The sequence below is a fragment of the Galbibacter sp. BG1 genome, assembly GCF_013391805.1.
GTDB lineage: Bacteria > Bacteroidota > Bacteroidia > Flavobacteriales > Flavobacteriaceae > Galbibacter.
Map to the genome: position 1 here is coordinate 1798226 of NZ_CP058364.1, position 16346 is coordinate 1814571.

Here is a 16346-nt window from a genome sequence, read left to right on the forward strand (position 1 = left end):
AAATAAATTTCTAAATTTGCACCTCGTTTTGAGAAGCGACAGATAATTAACTACTAAACAAGATATTAGAATGTCATATTCGGTGCCAGATCCAAAGATTTTTGCATGTACGCAAAGTCAAGTTTTAGGAGAGAAAATTGCTAAAGCGTTTGGTGCAGAATTGGGCAGGGTTGCGTTTACTAGGTATAGCGACGGTGAGTTTCAACCGTCTTTTGAAGAGTCCGTTCGTGGAACAAGGGTTTTTATTATTGGTTCTACCAATCCAAGTTCAGAGAATTTAATGGAGATGTTGTTAATGTTGGATGCTGCCAAAAGAGCATCGGCTAGACACATTACGGCTGTTATGCCATATTTTGGTTGGGCCAGGCAAGATAGAAAAGATAAACCTAGAGTTCCAATTGGAGCAAAGCTGGTTGCTAAACTATTGGAGTCTGCAGGTGCAACGAGAATTATCACCATGGATCTCCACGCCGACCAAATTCAAGGGTTCTTCGAGAAACCAGTAGATCATTTATTTGCGTCTACTATTTTCTTACCTTATTTAAAGGATTTGAAACTGGAGAATTTAACTATGGCCTCCCCAGATATGGGAGGGTCTAAAAGAGCTTATGCTTATTCCAAGTTTTTAAGTTCAGATGTGGTTATTTGTTACAAGCAGCGAAAGAAAGCCAATGTAATAGACCATATGGAACTTATTGGGGAGGTGAGCGGAAAAAATGTGGTATTGGTAGACGATATGGTAGATACCGCGGGTACCTTAACCAAAGCTGCCGATCTTATGATGGAGAAAGGGGCGTTAAGTGTTAGGGCTATCTGTACCCATGCATTGCTTTCGGGAAATGCATACGAAAGAATTGAAAAGTCTAGGCTTACAGAATTAATCGTAACCGATTCTATTCCGCCTAAACAAGAGAGTGAAAAAGTTAGAGTGTTAAGCTGTGCCGATCTCTTTGCAGATGTAATGCATCGAGTACACCACAATACGTCTATAAGCTCGAAATTTTTAATGTAAATTATTTAATTTTTATATATAATGAAGTCAATTACAATTAAAGGATCTCAAAGAGAAAGCGTGGGCAAAGTAGCTACTAAAGCCTTACGTAATGCTGGACAGGTACCTTGCGTATTATACGGAGGGGAAAAACCATTACACTTTTCAGCTGATGATGTAGCATTTAAAGACTTGGTGTACACTCCAAATGCGCACACTGTAGTTATTTCATTAGAAAATGGTGATAAGTACAATGCAATTTTGCAAGACATTCAATTTCACCCAGTTTCTGATGCTATTCTACACATCGATTTCTATCAGTTATTTGATGATAAAGAAGTAACGATGGAAATTCCTGTAAGAAAGGTTGGAAACTCTCCAGGGGTTATTGCTGGGGGTGTTTTACGTATGAACCAACGTAAACTTAAGGTAAAAGCAGTTCCTGCTAACTTGCCAGATTATATCGATGCCGATGTTTCTAAACTGGAAATTGGTAATAAATTATACGTTACGCAAGTGGGTAACGACGATTACAAAATTATGCACCCAGACAACACAGTAGTTTGTCAAGTAAGAGTATCTCGTGCTGCTATGAAAGCTGCTCAAGATGCTGCCAAAGAAGAAAAAGCTGCGGTTAAGAAACCAGCTGCAGAATAAGGAAATAATTTTTCTATACAAAAAGCACCTCTTATTTTCGAGGTGCTTTTTATTTTTGTAATATACTTATATTATGAAATCCTTTTTTAAAAATCTCTTTTCAAAAGACAAAGACGATATAGATCCAATGAAGAAGTTTTTAGTAGCAGGCCTTGGCAATATTGGTAACGAATACGCAAATACAAGGCATAATATTGGTTTTAAGATTCTCGATTTTTTTGCTGAAAGGGAAGCATTTTCTTTCGAAACAAATAAATTGGGGGCTACCGCTACTTATAAATTTAAAGGTCGGACTTTTATTTTGCTGAAGCCCAGTACTTATATGAATTTGAGTGGAAAAGCCGTAAAATATTGGATGACCAAAGAAAAGATTGCGCCTGAAAATCTTTTGGTAATTACCGATGATATTAACCTTCCATTCGGGACCATTCGCCTAAAGACCAAAGGTAGCGATGGAGGTCACAATGGATTAAAGGATATTCAGCAGCAATTAGGCACCACCGTTTACAACCGTTTTCGTTTTGGTGTTGGTGCCGATTTTTCCAAAGGGAAACAGGTAGATTATGTGCTTGGGGAGTGGAGCGATGAAGAGAATGGTAAAATGAAAGAACGATTGGAGCGTTCTGTAGAACTCATTAAATCATTCGGAACCGCTGGAGTCAATAACACCATGAACACCTTCAACAATACTTAGTCAAGATTATTCTACTTTAAATTGCGAAACTTCGGATAGGGAGCTATTTCCATTGTCATCGATGGTTTTTATTTGCCAATAATAGATACCAATTTCGAAAGCGGTGTGGGTAAATTCTTCTTCTGTAATATTAGATTGAACCGATGTACTGGGCGGATTGTTGTTTCCTATAAATATTTCGTAATTGGCGATATCACCTTCAATATCACTTCCACTCCATGTAAAAGAAACACTACTGTTACTTGCATACACGGTACTTCCCGATGAAGGTTCCAACAAATCTGCGGGAAAGGGAGGGTAGGTTTCTACGCCTTGACCTGCATTGTAAAACTTCCATTCTTCACTTTCTGCTGTTTCCTGGGAATTGTTGTTTAAAGAAATAACATACCAAGCATAAGGTGTACCCCGACTTAAAGTAACCTCTAAAGTGTTTGTGTTGCTCGCAAAAGTTTGTGTGTTGTTTGTATTGAGGTTTTTAACCAATAATTGATAGGAGTCTGCGTGTTCAGCTACATTCCATTCAAAAGTAATCGTGCTCTGGTTGTTGTTCGAGGGAGAGATTACACCTTCGGTACATTCAGAATTTTCCAAAGGAAATATCAATGCAGCGGCACTTGGGGTTTTAGGTGTGGCATCATCGTCGTTATTGCACGACACAACTAAAAAAAGGAATAAAATAATATGTAGGCTCCAAATATTTTTCATCGTTATTTAAGATCTTATTTTTTTATAACCTTTAATGTTTTAGAGGTTTCTTCATTGTCTATTTTCATAAGGTACAAACCAGATGGTAAATTACTTAAATTGAGTTCTATCTTTCCGTTCCCATTGGTTTTGTAGGTGTTGGAAAATACTAACTGTCCGCTAATATCATAGACCGAAATACTAGCTTCTTTATTTATGGAAGAAGTGTAGACAGTAGCTATGTCTGTAACAGGATTTGGTAATAAGCTTAGCTCTCCATTTGAAATTATTAGCTCTTGGTAAATACCTTGGCAATCTTTATCTCCGGTTACTTTAAGGTTGTTTATTCCTTTTTTAAGAGTAATTTCGAATGTGTTTTTATCTGTTTTATAAATAGTGTTGTTTAGTTCTATCGTATAAATATTGCTACCGGAAAGCGATAAGGTCACCTTGTTTTCTTCCAGTTCTTTACTGGTAAAAACATTTAGTGGGAGCGGTTCATTTACGACAACCTCAAAACATTGCTGGTAGTTGCCGTTGGCAGCAGTGGTAAAGCATAGGTTGTAAGTGCCAGAGCTAAGTCCTTCAAATAAAACGGTATCAGTAAAATCTTTGGTGTCATTAAAAGTGTTGCCGCTGAGGGTGACAGTATAGTTTAAGTTTTCTGAAACATTCACAAAAATATTCCCATTGTTGCTTTCCCTGCACGATTCATCGGTAATGGTGATGTTGTAATTATCTGCAGGGATGCTAAAAATCTCACATCCATTAATGTCTACTTTAGATCCAGCCGGCGTATTCGGGCAATTGTCATCGGGATCCAAAACTCCATCTTGATCGGTGTCTGGTATAAAATCGCCATCTATACAAATATTCAGCTCGAAGGAGTTTATTGTTCCTCCATCTTCGTCGTTCGCGTCATCAACTTTAAGGCGCCAAACTCCTTTGGCAGGCTCCCCATTTATTTTAGACAAGGCTTCTTCCGGCTTAATCGTTCCAGAGAGTGAAGGAATGCTGTTTTGGCAATTTGGGATTCCACCTTCGTCACTAAAAACCGCAACTATATCGTTTTGTTCGCCACATTGTTCAGAAAGAAGTGGAATAACGGTGCCAGATGGGGAAATAAGGCTCAGGCTAAGATCTTCTAGCCAAGTATGGGTTATGTTTACCGAAACGGTAATGTTATTCAAAAATCCATCCTGCAAAATATTTATTTTAGATGTTACCGAGTTGGCACCTTCACTAGGTATGTTTACAGCTTTATCATTGGTGAAAGTATCACATGAGATATTTACAGTTATAAAGCTGAAAGGGGTGCTAAAGCTACCTTCTCCACAAGTGTTTATTGGTTTTACCCGCCAAAAATAGGTTTGGGTTTCTTCCAATTGCGGAACTTGGTATTCGTTAATATTTACAATTTCTGAAAATAGAATGGTACTGAAGTTGGATACTTCGGAAATTTGAACTTCATATTGATTTGCATTATCGTAGGGTTCCCAACTTACAATGGGTGATAAAGAAACATCGGTTTCATTGTCTGCTGGTGAAGAAAGGGTCAAATCTTCAAAAGTATCGGAATAGATTCTAAGGTCTATCGGGTATTCCTTTACTTCCCCTCCAGATGCGGTTGCTACTACATTGAAACTATTACTGCCAAGGGCTAGGTTTTCAGTTCCATTAATATCTATTACAATATCAGTATCGCTGTTTACTGCACTAGGGGCGCTAAAACTCACGTTTAAACCCGCAGGTACATTGGTGGTGGAAAAGGAAACTGTTTCATTAAACGAGTTGTAAGCATGGTAGGTGAAAGGAATTTCCACGGTATTAGGCTGGCAGATATTGTATTCCAAGGTATTGAACAAAAGTGCAAAATTGGATGGTTGTATGCTAAGTACGGCCTCATTAATGGCAAAAAAGATATTGTTGGAAGCCTTAACCATTATTCTAGCGTTGGTAGTAGTAATATCCCCTGGAATAACCACTTGCTTGGTGCCGTCGTTTTTGGTGTTTTCTGATAGTAAAACGGGATTATCTAAATCGTTATCAATTATCAAATAAATATTTACAAAGTTACTGTTGATAGGGATTTTATTGGTGCTCGCAACACTCCAATTCACCGTGTAGACCGAACCGCCGAGAAGATTCTCTGGTTCCGTTTGCGAGGTAATGGCAAAAGTTTCGCCTGTATTAACTGTAGATACTTTAAGATCACTTCTGGCATTTTGTCCGCCATTTGGGTTATTGTCCCTCACTAATAGAGAAAAATTCATCGTTCTACTCACACTTGGGATAACCTCCCATGTAGGAGAAAGGTTGTTGTTTAAGATATCGCTTTCTCTAGGGAAATATCTTTTGGACGATAGTGTGGGGGGATAAGACCTAAATAAAGGACCTCCGTTGGAATCTGGCATAGGTGGTTGTACCGAAACTTCGTTGTTTTGTTGCTCCCAACTATATGTTAGGATATCTCCATTGCCATCCGTTACACTGGCATCTAATACAAAAGCGGTTCCAGCGGGAATGGTGTAATTATTTAAAGGGGCAATTACTGGAGCGGAATTAGGGATGTTTTCCAATTCGGCGCATGTACTCCTTCCTTGTGTTATGTTGTCCCAAATTTGTGAAATGCTAATTGCGTGAAAGTAGGCATCGCTATTTCCCTGTACATTGCTGGGGCAAATTCCGGCATATGCCATAATGGTTGAGCCACTTCCTGGCTCTACGGCTGTTGCTAAGCTTCTATTGGAGTTACATAGGTTGTTAAAAGTATGGGTAGCTCCAAATTGATGTCCAATTTCATGGGCTACAAAATCAATATCGTAAGCATCTCCAACGGGAGAAAAGTAAGCGGTTACTCCTCTTGCCTTATTCGGGGTACATACCGATCCAAGCTGTGCAATACCATCACCACCAGAAGGAGTGGTGCTAAATACGTGACCAATATCGTAATTGTTTATGCCTATTATATTATCTATAACTTCCTGTATTTCCTGTATAAGTTCCTGTCCGTCTCCATTCGTAAGTCCATCGGTGTTGGGATCTAAAAATATCAGTTCGTCGTTATTAGGGATAAGCTCTAAGCGAATGGACAAATCATTTTCATAAACGCTGTTAATTCTTGTAATGCTGTTATTCATGGCAGCAAGCACCGCTTCTTTCTTTTGTATTGTGGTACCAGTAGTAACTTGAGCGGCTTCAATATGGAAATCGGCATATTCTGCGGTACAGGCCAAAGCCATTCTGTAAGTTCTTAACCTTCCGTCATCTACAGGTTTGGCGGCGTACACACCATCTTTTAAGTTTGCTTCATTTGAGTTGGAGTCCATAACCTTGCATTCAAAATCGGTAGGTTTAAAATTGGACTTTTCCGCAAAATAGTAAGTATCTTTTTCTGTTTCCGAAGGGTTGATGAGAATAGTCTTGCTATTGTCCCTTATAAGACCATGAAAATTTTTGGAATCGATGGAAAAATAGATTCTTTTTAACGGATTTTCCGTTGAGACTCCACGATAGGATTTTATAGCTGGAAATTTTGCCGCCAGTTTCCTGGAAAGAACAGCATGCTCGGTTATTTTATAATTTTCTTTTTTCCCATTAATCGTTGGGAAGCTCATGGTCATCGAATTGGCTTTTCTGGAAAGATTCTGACTTTTGTTGTCGATCTGCTTTAAATCCGACCTTAATTGTGCGAGATTTAACTGGAAGCCAGGAGTTTGTGAGGCTGTTTTTAAGAGTTTGTTTGATTGAATGGTACGTGGAGACGACCACGCATAATTAGTTTGTGAATATGTTGATAGTGAGTATAGTAAAATACATAAAACGCTAAAAAATTTGGCGGTATTTCTCATTATAAGTGATAAGTAAGGCAATAAAAATACTGAAATTTACGGTGGATAATAAAAAAAAACCGAGATACCTGTTTTAATTTAATTAAATATTCCTTTTTAAATTCGTTATTTTGTGGTTGAGGATGTTTAATTTAAATGCTTTTAAGTGATTATAAAGCGTAATCTTTTTGATAAAGAAGAGAATTACTACACGGTAGTAACAGTGGGTACATATGATGGGGTGCATGTAGGGCATCGAAAAATAATAGATAAATTAGTGGCAAATGCCAAAGCAAACGATTTAAAATCTACCATCTTAACTTTTTTTCCGCATCCACGAATGGTGCTGCAGCAGGCAAGCGATTTAAAACTCTTAAATACGCTGGAAGAGAAGATTTCTATTTTAAAAGAAACAGGACTAGACCAATTGATAATTCACCCTTTTACTAAGGATTTTTCAAGATTGACCGCAGAAGACTATGTGAAAGATGTATTGGTGGAAAGCATTAATGCGAAAAAGGTAATTATTGGCTACGATCATCGTTTCGGGAGAAATAGAACCGCTACCATAGATGACTTGATAAAGTTTGGAGAGAAATACGATTTTGAGGTTGAACAAATTTCTGTGGAAGAAGTAGATGAGGTCTCGGTAAGCTCAACAAAAATTAGAAATGCCTTAAATGAAGGGGATATAAAAACCGCCAATACCTTTTTAGGGTATTCGTATATGCTCACTGGCGTAATAACCCAGGGCAAAGGATTGGGCAAGCAAATCGACTTCCCAACAGCTAATATTCATATAAAGGAGAAATATAAACTCATCCCAAAGAAAGGGGTTTATGTTGTACGAAGCAATTTCGGGGAAACACCTGTTTATGGAATGATGAATATTGGGTATAATCCAACGGTAAATGGCGACAAGAAAACCATAGAGGTTCACTTTTTAAACTTTAGTGAAGATCTTTACGATAAAGAAGTACGGGTGGAGCTACTGGAACGCCTTCGTGATGAAAAGAGGTTTGATTCCATTCAAGAATTGAAAAATCAACTAATTAAAGATAAGGAAGCTACGTTGTCTTACGTAGAAAAAAACCATGCTGAATAAACTTCTGTTTACTAGAATAGATAATGTTTCTCTCGTAGTTTTTAGGGTCTTTTTTGGCCTGCTTATTTTTTTAGAGGCCATTGGGGCCATTTTTACAGGTTGGGTTAAGCGAACACTAATAGACCCTAAGTTTACTTTTAATTTTATAGGCTTAGATTTTTTGCAGCCATTGCCAGGGAACGGCATGTACTTTTACTTTGCCCTAATGGGGCTTTTTGGCCTCTTGGTTATGGTCGGTTTTAAGTATCGTTACAGTATGGGGGCATTTACCCTTATGTGGGCGGGAGTTTATTTTATGCAAAAAAACTCGTACAACAATCATTATTATTTATTGGTTTTACTATGTCTTTTAATGTTGGTCTTGCCGGCGAACCGCTATTTTTCGTTAGATGCCAAAATTAACCCCTCAATTAAAAGAATATCGATGCCCCGATGGTGCAAATGGTTGATAATTATTCAAATTTGGATTGTCTACACCTACGCTGCCGTTGCAAAACTATATTCAGACTGGTTGGATATTTCTGTGGTGGAAATGCTCATGAAACCAAGGGCACATTATCTTATAATTGGCGATTTGCTTCAAGAGCGGTGGGTACATTACTTAATTGCCTATATCGGTATTTTATTCGATTTGCTTATTGTCCCTTTACTGCTTTTCAAAAAAACTAGAAAATGGGCCTTTTTTGCTTCTATATTTTTCCATTTATTCAATTCCATTGTGTTTCAAATAGGTATTTTCCCTTATATGTCGTTGGCATTTAGCTTGTTCTTTTTTGAACCCAAAACTATTCGGGATTTATTTCTGAAGAAAAAGGAATTGTATACAGGCAATGAAGTGATAATACCTAGTTACAGAAAAGCGTTGCTTATTATTGGAGGTATTTATTTTGCAATCCAAATAGCATTACCATTGCGTCATTGGTTCATAAAGGGAGATGTGCTATGGACGGAAGAAGGACATCGATTGAGTTGGCGGATGATGCTAAGGGGGAAATCGGGACATATTTCTTTCAAATTGGTCAATAATACTACTGGAAAAGTAACTTATGTAAACCTAAGGGATTACCTCTCCCCAAAACAACAACGTATAATTACCTCTAAGCCAGACGTTATCTGGCAGTTTGCACAACGCATTAAAAAAGAATACCGAGCAAAGGGAGAAGATATAAGCTTATATGCGGTGTCCAGCAAGGTAAGTGTAAATGGTGGTGAGTTGAAACCTTTTATAAAGCCTAATGTAGATTTGGCCAACGAACCATGGCACTATTTTTCCCACGAGGAATGGATTTATCCTTATGAAATTAATACCAGTAACTTAAAATAAATATTTTGTAATTTTGTTTTAAAGGTTTTATCATGAACATTCAAACAGCAAAATTGGAGTTACTTAAGGCTATCATCGAGAATGATAATGCAGATTTCATTCAAAAGGTTACCGACTTTGTGAGGAATGAAAGAACCGACTTCTGGAACGAATTAACCGATGTTGAACAAAGCGAGATAAAAAAGGGTTTAGAAGAATTGGATCGAGGAGAAAAAGTTTCTTACGATTCTTTTCTTAAAAAAATTTCCTAATGAAAGTTTATTTATCTCTTTTGGCAGAGTCTAAATTGACCAAATTATCCGAATATTTATTAGAAAATTGGGGTAAAAGTGCTAGAGATAAGTTTATTCAAAAATTAAATAAAAAAATCTTCCAAATCTCTAAGCTTCCAGAAAGCTGTCCTAGTTCTTCCGAGTTTAATAATCTATATAAATGTGTCGTTAGCAAGCAAACTACTTTTTATTATAGGATTGTAAAAGATAGAGATGAAATAGAGATTATTACCATATTCGATTCAAGGCAAAACCCCGAAAAGCTAAATAAAGGGGTTTAAGGGTAATTTCCTTATTCATTAACAAAATCCCCTCACTTAAAAAACACCGAAAATACATTTCTTAATCACCGCTAAAGGTTTAAATTTGTGCCTTTATTTTGCAGGCATTTAAAATTTGCTTTTGTAAAATAATTCATTTTACATTCAATAAATATTCAAATTAATTAAATTATGCTTCAAGTACAGTTTATTAGAGACAACAAGGAAGAGGTAATTAAGCGTTTACAGGTAAGAAATATAGACGCTTCCGTTATCGATGCTGTCCTTTCCTTGGACGAAGAGCGCCGAGCGCTTCAGGCAAAACTAGACAACACATTGGCCGAGTCTAATAAACTTTCCAAAGAAATTGGAGGATACTTTAAAAGTGGGGATGTAGCAAAAGCGAATGAACTTAAGGCAGAGACCGGGGTTTTAAAAGAAACCTCTAAAACCCTCACTGAAGAGTTAAATAGTAAAGCAGATGCGCTAACCAATTTGCTTTACACCATCCCGAATATTCCACATACTTCTGTTCCTATAGGAAATACAGAAGAAGATAATGAAGAAGTTTTTAAAGAAGGGGAAGTACCACGATTAGATGGTGACGCACTTCCGCATTGGGAATTGGCCAAGAAATACGATATTATCGATTTTGATTTGGGAGCCAAGGTTACCGGTGCAGGATTTCCTGTTTATAAAGGTAAGGGGGCTAGATTGCAACGTGCCCTAATAGCTTATTTTCTTGATAAAAATACAGAGGCCGGTTATATAGAGCACCAAGTGCCACATTTGGTAAACGAAGCTTCTGGATTTGGTACTGGGCAATTGCCGGATAAAGAAGGGCAAATGTATCATGTACAGGCAGACGATCTATATTTAATTCCTACCGCAGAAGTACCATTGACCAATATGTTTCGTGATGAAATTGTTTTAGAAAGCGATTTGCCAATTTGCATTACTGGGTATACACCTTGCTTTAGGAGAGAAGCAGGGAGTTATGGCGCTCACGTACGTGGGTTGAATAGACTGCACCAGTTTGACAAAGTGGAAATTGTTCGTGTGGAAAAACCTGAAAATTCCTATAAGGCATTAGATGGTATGGTGGAACATATAAAGGGTATTTTAAATGAATTGAAACTTCCATACAGAATATTAAGACTGTGTGGTGGGGATATTGGTTTCACCGCGGCTTTAACATTCGATTTTGAAGTCTATTCCACGGCGCAGGAGCGTTGGTTGGAAATTAGCTCTGTTTCCAATTTTGAAGCTTACCAATCCAATCGCTTAAAACTTCGCTTTAAGGATGAAAATGGAAAGAGCGTTTTGGCGCATACTCTAAATGGAAGTTCTTTGGCATTGCCAAGGGTGTTGGCCGGGATTTTAGAGAACTACCAAACACCAGATGGAATAAAAGTACCAGAGGTTTTAGTGCCTTATACAGGTTTCGAAATGATATCGTAACACCTGTTTTTATGTTGAATTGTTAATTTTAATAGAAAAAAATAAGAATTTTACATTTTTTGAGTGTTTTTTTCTATTTTTGACAATCAGCTTAATGTTAATAAAACACATTAAATTGATTAATAGCATTTTTAAGAGTAACCCAAACCTCGTGTTTGGGTTTTTTTATGCTTTTTACTGAAAAACTTTAAGTGTAGAAATCAGCTATTGAAACAAAAAAGCTGTATTTTTCAAATACAATCGGATTATGCTATGAAAAGGTACTTTTCAATTTTTCTTTTCTCATTCTTCATGGTCTTAAGTATAAAAGCTCAAGACGAAGCCATCGCGCAACAATATTTCAACAAAGGAGATTATGAAAAGGCTATTGTTTATTACGAAAAACTATATAAAAGGAACTCCAGCAACCGTAACTACTTAATCTCTTTGGTCACTTCATATCAGCAAGCAGGTCAGCCTGAGAAAGCAGAAGAAGTACTACTGAAAAAACTGGAAGGCAATAACATATACCCCATCCTTTTTGTGGAAACCGGTTATAATTATCAATTAATGGATGCGCCTAAAAAAGCCAATCTTTATTATGATAAAGCCGTGGAAAGTTTAAATGAGAATCCGAATTACGCCTTTGCGGTTGGGAATGCTTTTAAAAATAAAGCGTTGTTGGATTATGCAATCGCTACCTACAAAAAAGGAATGGAACTTAACCCTAAGCTCAATTTTAATTACGACCTCGCCTATATTTACGGGGAAAAGGGAGATATTGAAAACATGTACGAAATGTACTTGGATCTTATGTTGGAACGCGAGAACTTAAAGGGAAATATCAAAAGGAATTTAAGCAGGTTTATATCGAGCGATCTTTCCGATGAAAACAACGAACTTTTTAAAAAGATCCTGCTTCAACGATTGCAAACTAATCCTAATTTGCTTTGGAACGAACTTTTGAGTTGGCTGTTTATTCAGCAAGGGGCCTACAAAAGTGCTTTTGCCCAAGAAAAGGCTATTTATAAACGCTCACCAGAGACTTCGTTGAATTCAATTATCGATTTGGCGCAAATAGCTTCAGAAAATGAAGATTACGAAACGACGGAAAGCATTTATGAGTTTATTGTATCACAAACAAACGATCAACAATTACTAATTTTCAGTAAACTTCAGTTAATAAATATGGCTTTGGATCGTGGGAGTAAAAAAGATTTCGATGCCATAGAAAATCAGTTTAGAGAAATGTTGAGCGAGTATGGTTATACTCCGCAAACGGTTCAAGTTCAAGTAGACTATGCTCAATTTTTGGCCTTTAATTTAAACGATACAGAGACGTCCTTAAAAGTTTTAAAGGATGCATTGCAGCTCCCACTTGATAAATTTTCGGAGGCACAAGTGAAAATGGCTATGGCCGATGTTATGGTTTATGATGAAAAATTTAACCAAGCTTTAATTTACTACTCCCAAGTACAAAAAGATTTAAAAAATGATGTTTTAGGACAACAGGCACGTTTTAAAGTAGCACAGACAAGTTTTTATAAAGGCGATTTCGATTGGGCCGAAACGCAATTAAAGGTCTTAAAATCATCCACCTCTCAACTTATCGCCAACGATGCCTTGCAGTTGAAACTGTTGATTTCTGACAATAAATTGGAAGATTCCACGCAAACAGCCCTAAAATTATACGCAAAAGCCGACTTGCTGGCGTATCAAAAAAACGATGAACAGGCAATCTCCTTGTTAGAAGAAATAGTAACGCAACACAAGGGAGAGTCTATAGAGGATGAAGCATTGCTGAAACAGGGGATGTTGTATACCAAAAAGGGAGCGTACGATAAAGCAGCCCTAAATTATACAAAAATTATAGAATTTTACCCCAGCGATATTTTAATGGACGACGCACTTTATCGTTTAGCCATACTCTATCGGGATGAGCTGCAAAAACCGGAAGAAGTTAAGAAACTGTTGGAACGAATAATCTTTGATCATGAAGATAGTATTTATTTTGTGGATGCTAGAAAGGCGTATCGGGAGATGCGCGGGGATGTACTTGAATAAAAAGAATGCCTCATGATGTGTAGTTTTAAAATTAGGATGTTTAATTTTGAACCCAAACAAGACCCGATTACATGTATATATACAACGTTACCATAAATGTAGAAGAGCAAGTACACCAAGAATGGTTAACTTGGATGCAAGAAGAACATATTCCAGAAATGCTGGCCACCAGAAAATTTACCAATGCTAAAATAATTAAGGTTTTGGTAGAAGAAGAAATGGGTGGAATGACGTATTCTGTTCAATACTTCACCAAAGACAAGGAAACCTTGGAAAAGTATTATTTGGAGGATGCTGAGGCACTGCGCAGCAAAGCCACCAGAAAATTCCCGAATAAATTTGTGGCGTTTAGAACAGAATTACAAATTGTAAGCGAGCACTAAAAGGCTTTCAAGGCATAACTATTTGCTATGGGTAAAAAGAAAAAGAAATTCGAGAAGAAGCCTTTTCAAAAAAGTGAAGAAGCTAAAAATTTGGTCAAAGCCAAGAAACATTTAGGGCAACACTTTTTAAAAGATGAAAATATAGCCAAACAAATAGCAGACACGCTTACGCTTAATAATTACCACAAGGTTTTGGAGATAGGCCCAGGAATGGGGGTGCTAACTAAATATTTGTTGCAAAAGGAAGTGGATGTCTTTGCGATGGACTTAGACAGCGAATCGATTGTTTATTTGCAACAGAATTTTTTGTTGGAGCATCCGCGGCCAATTGCTTCTAAATATGATTTTGAAGTAATAGAGGCCGACTTTTTAAAGTACGACACTTCCAAGTTATTCGGTACAGAACCTTTTGCCATAACGGGTAATTTTCCGTACAACATTTCTTCGCAAATTGTTTTTAAAGCACTAGAGCTGCGACAACAAATCCCAGAATTTACAGGGATGTTTCAAAGAGAGGTAGCTGCCAGGATCTGTGAAAAAGAAGGCAATAAAACGTATGGGATTTTATCGGTGCTTGTGCAGGCATTTTACAAGGCCGAATATCTTTTTACCGTGCCTCCAGAAGTTTTTAATCCGCCTCCAAAAGTACATTCAGGGGTGCTTCGTTTGATAAGGAAGGAAAATTTTTCCTTGCCTTGTGACGAAAAGCTATTTTTTAGGGTAGTAAAAGCAGCATTCGGACTCCGAAGAAAAACATTACGTAACAGCTTAAAAGTTTTTAATCTCTCCGATAATTTCAAAGAAGATAGTATCTTTGATCGAAGACCCGAACAAATGAGCGTGGAAGACTTTATTTCCCTTACGGTAAGAATAGAAGAAGACTTGGCCTCCAAATAGTTTAGGGTTTTAAAATTTTAGGAATAACGAGAATAATTTTTCCTAATTTTCCGTCGATTTACCGAATTAATATGCGTAGGTTTTTAAAACAGAACCTAATTTTTTCTGAAGTTATTTCGTCGATAATTAGGTAAATACCTGGAAAATGTTAGGTTGAGTAATGCAATCCTAGTATTATAAATACACTTAAAAGAATAGACGCATGATTCCATTTAAATTAAGTGATGAGCTTATAGAGCAGATAGAACAGCTAATCGAATCCAAGTCGGATGTTACCTTATTGGATATGATGGAAGAATTCCATTATGCAGATATAGCTGAAATTATCCATGAACTTAATTTAGAGGAATCCACCTACATTATAAAACTCCTTGATTCAGATAAAACTTCGGATGTCCTCACGGAGTTGGATGAGGATATTCGAGAGCAAATTCTAGGAAATCTTTCCGCAAAGGAAATAGCAGAAGAGATCAGTGAACTCGATACCGATGATGCCGCCGATATTATCGGGGAGCTTCCAAACGATCGTGTAAACGAAATCATTGCTCAAATAGACGATAAGGAACATGCCCGGGATATCGTAGAGTTATTAAGGTACGACGAAAGTTCTGCTGGGGGACTTATGGCGAAAGAATTGGTAAAGGTAAACGAAAACTGGAACGTGCTTACTTGCGTTAAGGAAATGCGTCGACAGGCAGAAAATGTAACGCGCGTACATTCCATTTATGTGGTTGATAACGATGAAAAACTAAAAGGAAGACTTTCTTTGAAAGACTTGTTGACCACCTCCACCAAAGCTGAGATTAGTAGTATTTACATACCAAAGGTAGATTACGTTACGGTAAACGATAAAGGGGAAGATGTGGCCAGATTGATGTCTAAGTACGACCTTGAAGCCATCCCAGTAATAGACGAGCTGGGACGTTTGGTAGGTAGAATTACCATCGACGATATTGTAGATGTAATTAGGGAAGAAGCAGAGAAAGATTACCAGCTAGCCGCAGGTATTACCCAAGATGTGGAAGCCGATGATAGCGTATGGGAACTTACCAAAGCTAGACTCCCATGGTTGCTTATTGGGATGTTTGGCGGTATTGGGGCGGCAAGTATTATCGGTAGTTTCCAAGGAGCATTGGCAGAACCTATTTTGTTGAGTTTTGTGCCTCTTATACAAGCGACGGCGGGAAACATGGGAGTGCAATCCTCGGCCATTGTGGTACAGGGATTGGCCAACGATAGTATTCGTGGGGAAATGCTACAACGCTTGGGTAAGGAGTTTCTGTTAGGGCTTATAAATGGTACAGCCATTGCTTTTGTGGTATTGCTGATTAGTCATTTTTTATTCCATACTTCCTATTTGGTATCTGCAACCATCGGGATTGCGCTTATTACCGTGATTATTATTGCTGCCATTATCGGAACTTTCGTGCCCATTTTCCTGGATAAAAAGGGGATTGATCCTGCAGTGGCTACCGGGCCGTTTATTACCACCAGCAATGATGTTTTTGGGATACTTATTTACTTCACAATCGCGAAATTTATTTTGGGATTTTAGTACTTTTAATTGTCTAACTACTGAATTTAGTAAGCTGAAAATCAGTTATTTTTCCAAATTATTTTAACGTTTAGACTGCAATGATGGTTGTTTGTCGAAAAAGCGTGTTAAAATTTAATATAAATTTTCCTACACAAGAATGTAAATATTATTTTTACCAAAAAATTGTCTTTCCCCATCCATACTTGCC

The 16346-nt window shown here is 37.4% G+C and carries 14 protein-coding genes; 12 read left to right on the plus strand and 2 right to left on the minus strand.

From position 1 onward, the window contains the following. The first annotated feature begins 70 nt into the window (after positions 1–70). The 3 genes from HX109_RS07965 to pth all read left to right on the plus strand — a co-directional run bounded on the left by HX109_RS07965 (position 71) and on the right by pth (position 2342). On the plus strand, positions 71–1012 hold the full coding sequence (locus HX109_RS07965) for a ribose-phosphate pyrophosphokinase (protein WP_178950907.1): 942 nt from the start codon (positions 71–73) through the stop codon (positions 1010–1012). A 21-nt stretch (positions 1013–1033) separates the two neighbouring features. Further along, the gene (locus HX109_RS07970; protein ID WP_178950909.1) at positions 1034–1648 is read left to right on the plus strand and encodes a 50S ribosomal protein L25/general stress protein Ctc; all 615 of its coding nucleotides are present in this window, start codon (positions 1034–1036) and stop codon (positions 1646–1648) included. 73 nt (positions 1649–1721) lie between these two features. Then, entirely contained in the window at positions 1722–2342 is a 621-nt protein-coding gene (gene pth / locus HX109_RS07975) for an aminoacyl-tRNA hydrolase (protein ID WP_178950911.1), read from the plus strand. Between the two features lie 6 nt (positions 2343–2348). Here pth and HX109_RS07980 read toward each other — a convergent pair whose 3' ends face one another. Beyond that, complete coding sequence (locus HX109_RS07980) at positions 2349–3047, minus strand: hypothetical protein (protein WP_178950912.1); 699 nt, start codon at positions 3045–3047, stop codon at positions 2349–2351. Between the two features lie 14 nt (positions 3048–3061). Further along, on the minus strand, positions 3062–6877 hold the full coding sequence (locus HX109_RS07985; protein WP_178950914.1) for a reprolysin-like metallopeptidase: 3816 nt from the start codon (positions 6875–6877) through the stop codon (positions 3062–3064). Between the two features lie 145 nt (positions 6878–7022). Between HX109_RS07985 and HX109_RS07990 the strand changes: the two genes are divergently transcribed. The 9 genes from HX109_RS07990 to mgtE all read left to right on the plus strand — a co-directional run bounded on the left by HX109_RS07990 (position 7023) and on the right by mgtE (position 16156). Continuing rightward, positions 7023–7961 carry a bifunctional riboflavin kinase/FAD synthetase gene (locus HX109_RS07990; RefSeq protein WP_178950916.1) on the plus strand — a complete coding sequence of 313 codons (939 nt, stop codon included), beginning with the start codon at positions 7023–7025 and terminating at the stop codon, positions 7959–7961. Further along, the gene (locus HX109_RS07995; protein WP_178950918.1) at positions 7951–9285 is read left to right on the plus strand and encodes an HTTM domain-containing protein; all 1335 of its coding nucleotides are present in this window, start codon (positions 7951–7953) and stop codon (positions 9283–9285) included. Before HX109_RS07990 ends, HX109_RS07995 begins: the two co-directional genes overlap by 11 nt. A 32-nt stretch (positions 9286–9317) precedes the next feature. Beyond that, on the plus strand, positions 9318–9536 hold the full coding sequence (locus tag HX109_RS08000) for a hypothetical protein (RefSeq protein WP_178950919.1): 219 nt from the start codon (positions 9318–9320) through the stop codon (positions 9534–9536). Continuing rightward, complete coding sequence (locus tag HX109_RS08005) at positions 9536–9838, plus strand: type II toxin-antitoxin system RelE/ParE family toxin (protein ID WP_178950921.1); 303 nt, start codon at positions 9536–9538, stop codon at positions 9836–9838. Before HX109_RS08000 ends, HX109_RS08005 begins: the two co-directional genes overlap by 1 nt. 171 nt (positions 9839–10009) lie before the next feature. Next, complete coding sequence (gene serS / locus HX109_RS08010; RefSeq protein ID WP_178950923.1) at positions 10010–11278, plus strand: serine--tRNA ligase; 1269 nt, start codon at positions 10010–10012, stop codon at positions 11276–11278. Positions 11279–11569: 291 nt separating this feature from the next. Beyond that, positions 11570–13321, plus strand: a complete 1752-nt coding sequence (locus tag HX109_RS08015) for a tetratricopeptide repeat protein (protein WP_255462839.1) — start codon at positions 11570–11572, stop codon at positions 13319–13321. 71 nt (positions 13322–13392) lie between these two features. Next, complete coding sequence (locus HX109_RS08020; protein WP_178950926.1) at positions 13393–13704, plus strand: DUF4286 family protein; 312 nt, start codon at positions 13393–13395, stop codon at positions 13702–13704. 27 nt (positions 13705–13731) lie between these two features. After that, positions 13732–14601, plus strand: a complete 870-nt coding sequence (rsmA, locus tag HX109_RS08025; RefSeq protein ID WP_178950928.1) for a 16S rRNA (adenine(1518)-N(6)/adenine(1519)-N(6))-dimethyltransferase RsmA — start codon at positions 13732–13734, stop codon at positions 14599–14601. Positions 14602–14803: 202 nt separating this feature from the next. Further along, the gene (gene mgtE, locus HX109_RS08030) at positions 14804–16156 is read left to right on the plus strand and encodes a magnesium transporter (RefSeq protein ID WP_178950930.1); all 1353 of its coding nucleotides are present in this window, start codon (positions 14804–14806) and stop codon (positions 16154–16156) included. Positions 16157–16346 lie beyond the last annotated feature (190 nt).

Excerpts from the sequence above, each read along its gene's own strand:
- HX109_RS07965 (WP_178950907.1), top strand. The coding sequence starts at position 71 with ATGTCATATTCGGTGCCAGATCCAAAGATTTTTGCATGTACGCAAAGT.
- HX109_RS07985 (WP_178950914.1), bottom strand. The coding sequence starts at position 6,877 with ATGAGAAATACCGCCAAATTTTTTAGCGTTTTATGTATTTTACTATAC.
- pth (WP_178950911.1), top strand. The coding sequence starts at position 1,722 with ATGAAATCCTTTTTTAAAAATCTCTTTTCAAAAGACAAAGACGATATA.
- rsmA (WP_178950928.1), top strand. The coding sequence starts at position 13,732 with ATGGGTAAAAAGAAAAAGAAATTCGAGAAGAAGCCTTTTCAAAAAAGT.
- mgtE (WP_178950930.1), top strand. The coding sequence starts at position 14,804 with ATGATTCCATTTAAATTAAGTGATGAGCTTATAGAGCAGATAGAACAG.
- HX109_RS08020 (WP_178950926.1), top strand. The coding sequence starts at position 13,393 with ATGTATATATACAACGTTACCATAAATGTAGAAGAGCAAGTACACCAA.
- HX109_RS07995 (WP_178950918.1), top strand. The coding sequence starts at position 7,951 with ATGCTGAATAAACTTCTGTTTACTAGAATAGATAATGTTTCTCTCGTA.
- HX109_RS08000 (WP_178950919.1), top strand. The coding sequence starts at position 9,318 with ATGAACATTCAAACAGCAAAATTGGAGTTACTTAAGGCTATCATCGAG.
- HX109_RS07980 (WP_178950912.1), bottom strand. The coding sequence starts at position 3,047 with ATGAAAAATATTTGGAGCCTACATATTATTTTATTCCTTTTTTTAGTT.
- HX109_RS08005 (WP_178950921.1), top strand. The coding sequence starts at position 9,536 with ATGAAAGTTTATTTATCTCTTTTGGCAGAGTCTAAATTGACCAAATTA.
- HX109_RS08015 (WP_255462839.1), top strand. The coding sequence starts at position 11,570 with ATGGTCTTAAGTATAAAAGCTCAAGACGAAGCCATCGCGCAACAATAT.
- HX109_RS07970 (WP_178950909.1), top strand. The coding sequence starts at position 1,034 with ATGAAGTCAATTACAATTAAAGGATCTCAAAGAGAAAGCGTGGGCAAA.
- serS (WP_178950923.1), top strand. The coding sequence starts at position 10,010 with ATGCTTCAAGTACAGTTTATTAGAGACAACAAGGAAGAGGTAATTAAG.